Origin of the sequence: Acinetobacter sp. UBA5934 (assembly GCF_002430855.1) — a bacterium.
Taxonomy (GTDB): Bacteria; Pseudomonadota; Gammaproteobacteria; order Pseudomonadales; family Moraxellaceae; genus Acinetobacter.
Genome location: NZ_DJDC01000125.1, coordinates 1 through 2626 on the forward strand (window position 1 = coordinate 1; position 2626 = coordinate 2626).

General features: G+C 41.3%; 4 protein-coding genes. 3 read left to right on the forward strand and 1 reads right to left on the reverse strand.

Translation table 11 applies throughout. From position 1 onward, the window contains the following. Positions 1 to 231: 231 nt before the first annotated feature. The 3 genes from B2Y23_RS08620 (at position 232) to B2Y23_RS08630 (ending at position 2056) form a co-directional block, all read left to right on the forward strand. Positions 232 to 732 carry a chorismate--pyruvate lyase family protein gene (locus B2Y23_RS08620; protein WP_291370251.1) on the forward strand — a complete coding sequence of 167 codons (501 nt, stop codon included), beginning with the start codon at positions 232 to 234 and terminating at the stop codon, positions 730 to 732. A 33-nt stretch (positions 733 to 765) separates the two neighbouring features. Next, positions 766 to 1644, forward strand: a complete 879-nt coding sequence (gene ubiA, locus B2Y23_RS08625; RefSeq protein WP_291370252.1) for a 4-hydroxybenzoate octaprenyltransferase — start codon at positions 766 to 768, stop codon at positions 1642 to 1644. Positions 1645 to 1813: 169 nt separating this feature from the next. Further along, the gene (locus B2Y23_RS08630) at positions 1814 to 2056 is read left to right on the forward strand and encodes a hypothetical protein (RefSeq protein ID WP_291356068.1); all 243 of its coding nucleotides are present in this window, start codon (positions 1814 to 1816) and stop codon (positions 2054 to 2056) included. A gap of 51 nt (positions 2057 to 2107) precedes the next feature. On the opposite strand, the gene B2Y23_RS08635 is transcribed toward B2Y23_RS08630, so the two are convergent. Then, positions 2108 to 2554 carry a DUF2726 domain-containing protein gene (locus tag B2Y23_RS08635; protein WP_291356066.1) on the reverse strand — a complete coding sequence of 149 codons (447 nt, stop codon included), beginning with the start codon at positions 2552 to 2554 and terminating at the stop codon, positions 2108 to 2110. Between the last annotated feature and the right edge of the window lie 72 nt (positions 2555 to 2626).

Genomic DNA, 2626 nt, shown 5'->3' on the forward strand with positions numbered 1-2626 from the left:
AACTGGCTTTGGATTATGATTATCCCAAAAGTTTTTATTTAAGTGCAGAAGGCTTCATTCTGGTGAAAACGCCCCAAGGGAAATTTGAAGTGATTGCCAAGACGGATAACTGTTAATTTCCTGCAGGAATGTGATCGCTCAAAGGATATAAATCTTGATAATACCTCGCCTTTGACAACATCTTTTATAAATTACGTTAGAATCAATCATCTTCAATAGAGCTGTGGGTTTATGCAGAACAAACGAGCATATAAAATACAGGATAGGCAGATTCCTGCTGAATTACACACGTGGTTATATGCATCAGGTTCTCTGACTCAGCAATTGACTGATTTAGCCGTTGGTAGTTTTAAGGTAGAACCGATTCAAGAGCATTTTCAGCGCTTGAGTTTTAGTGATGCAAAATGGATGCAAATGCCTTATCAACATACCTCATGGGTACGTGAAAGCTATTTATATGGCTGTGAAACCCAGCCTTGGGTCAAGGCAAAAAGTATTTTTCCAATATTAAGCTTGCAAGGTCGGGCCCGGCTTTTTAAGCATATCGGTAAAAAACCGATTGGCTGGTTCTTGTTTCAACGCACCAATCCAGATTGCGAGCGCCGGGTAATTCTACTGGAAGAAGGCTGGACGCGGCAAAGTTGCTATACTTGGCATGGGTGTAAGTTTATTGTGCAAGAGACTTTTTTGCCTGCATTCGAACAGTTTATTCAACCTGATATTTCACCATAAAATATTTAAACAGAAATTTGCTTAAGGACAGTCATGGACATTGTGCAGCATCCAACATGGCGGGAGCGCTTAGCAGCGTATTACTATTTATGCCGTTTCGATAAGCCGATTGGTACAGAGTTAGTGTTTTGGCCGACCATGTGGGCATTGTGGATTGCAAGCCAAGGCATGCCAGATTTAAAAGTTCTGATCCTGATGATTCTGGGTGTGATTTTTATGCGTGCCGCGGGGTGTGCCATCAATGACTTTGCTGACCGTAAAGTTGACGGTGCTGTGGCCAGAACCAAAGATCGTCCTTTAGCCACCGGTATAATCAAGCCAATTGAAGCTATCTGGGTATTTTTAGTTCTGGTTGCTGCAAGTGCGGCGCTCTTGTTGTTTTTGCCCATAGAAACCTTTTACTGGTCATTTGGGGCGTTGTTGCTCGCATTTATTTATCCGTTTATGAAACGCTATACCCACTTGCCACAGGTGTTTTTGGGAGCGGCATTTTCCTGGTCTATTCCAATGGCCTATACCGCAGTAGGGCAGACGCCGGATTTAACCTGCTGGCTGCTGTATTTTGGCAATCTGGCATGGACGGTGGCTTATGACACGCAGTATGCAATTACAGACCGTGAATATGACTTAAAGATTGAGGTGAAATCTACAGCGATTTTATTTGGAAAATACGATATTGAAATTATTTCCTTGCTGCAACTGAGCAGTATTGTATTGATTGCCAGCGCGCTGTATTTAGAAAACCTGTTGATGCCATTTGGTCTGATTGCGCTGCTAGCGGTGGCTGCCGATTTTATCTATCAATGGAGCAAAACTCATGATCGTGATCCGCAGCGCTGCTTCTGGGCATTCCGTCATAATCGCTGGGTAGGGCTGATGATATTTATAGGGATTGCACTGGCCTTGTTTTAAACATCAGGCTTTAATCTTTAATTTATAAAAGCATCGTAGAATGATGCTTTTTTTATGTCTGCCTAAATTCAATCAAATAGTAAAAGGATGGGATTAAAAATGGATGTAAATGCAAACTTTCGGTATATTGAACCATGTTTTTATTGAAGAACATGAATAGGTATTGTAGATGACCCAGCCTGAAAAGAAGACCAGTCCCAAGAAGATGATCTTGTTCGCCAGTTTGGGTTTATTGATTCCGATTTTTCTGGTGAGCATGGCTTACTTGGCGGTAAATAGTGATCAGAAGAATCAGGAAAAATATAAACAACAGCAAGCTGAAATGTTAGAGCGTATCAAAGCGCGTGAAGCAGCGGAAAAATCGGCTTCAGAAGCGGTGACGGCCTCATCTGAACAGCAAGAAAATAAATAACCTGTATATTGAAAATTTAGCTACCAATCAGGTGGCTTTTTATTGACTGGATTAATTTAAAATATCTTTTCTTAAGTGATTAGAGCTAGGAATGTCTGTATAGCGATAGACTTGGTAGCCTGCTTCATTCAACATCGCATCCCGTTCGGCATCTTCCTGTTCTTTGCCTATATGACTGGGATCATCCAATTCAATAATGGCGACCACTTCGAGCTTTTGATTCAGTAAAACAAAGTCGGTGACTTTGCGATTGAACTTGTTGCGGATCTTAAAATTATTGTTGGTGATTAAAGCACTAAACGCGACTTGAGCCAGAATATGATGTTGGGGAAAGGTTTCTTTTAGTCGAATGAACATCTTGCTTTCAAATTGGGTGATCACACGTTTCGGAAAAAACTTTTGACGTGGTTTGAATAGTTGCTGAAAAACAAGGGTCAGCAAGGCCAGGGTAGCGATGCAACCAATAAGAAAAAAAGTGGCTTGACTTGAATAGAACACAGTAAGATCTTGATATAAGAAAAGACCCACTCAATAGAGTGGGTCTTTAGAATTTGGCTCTCCAACCTGGGC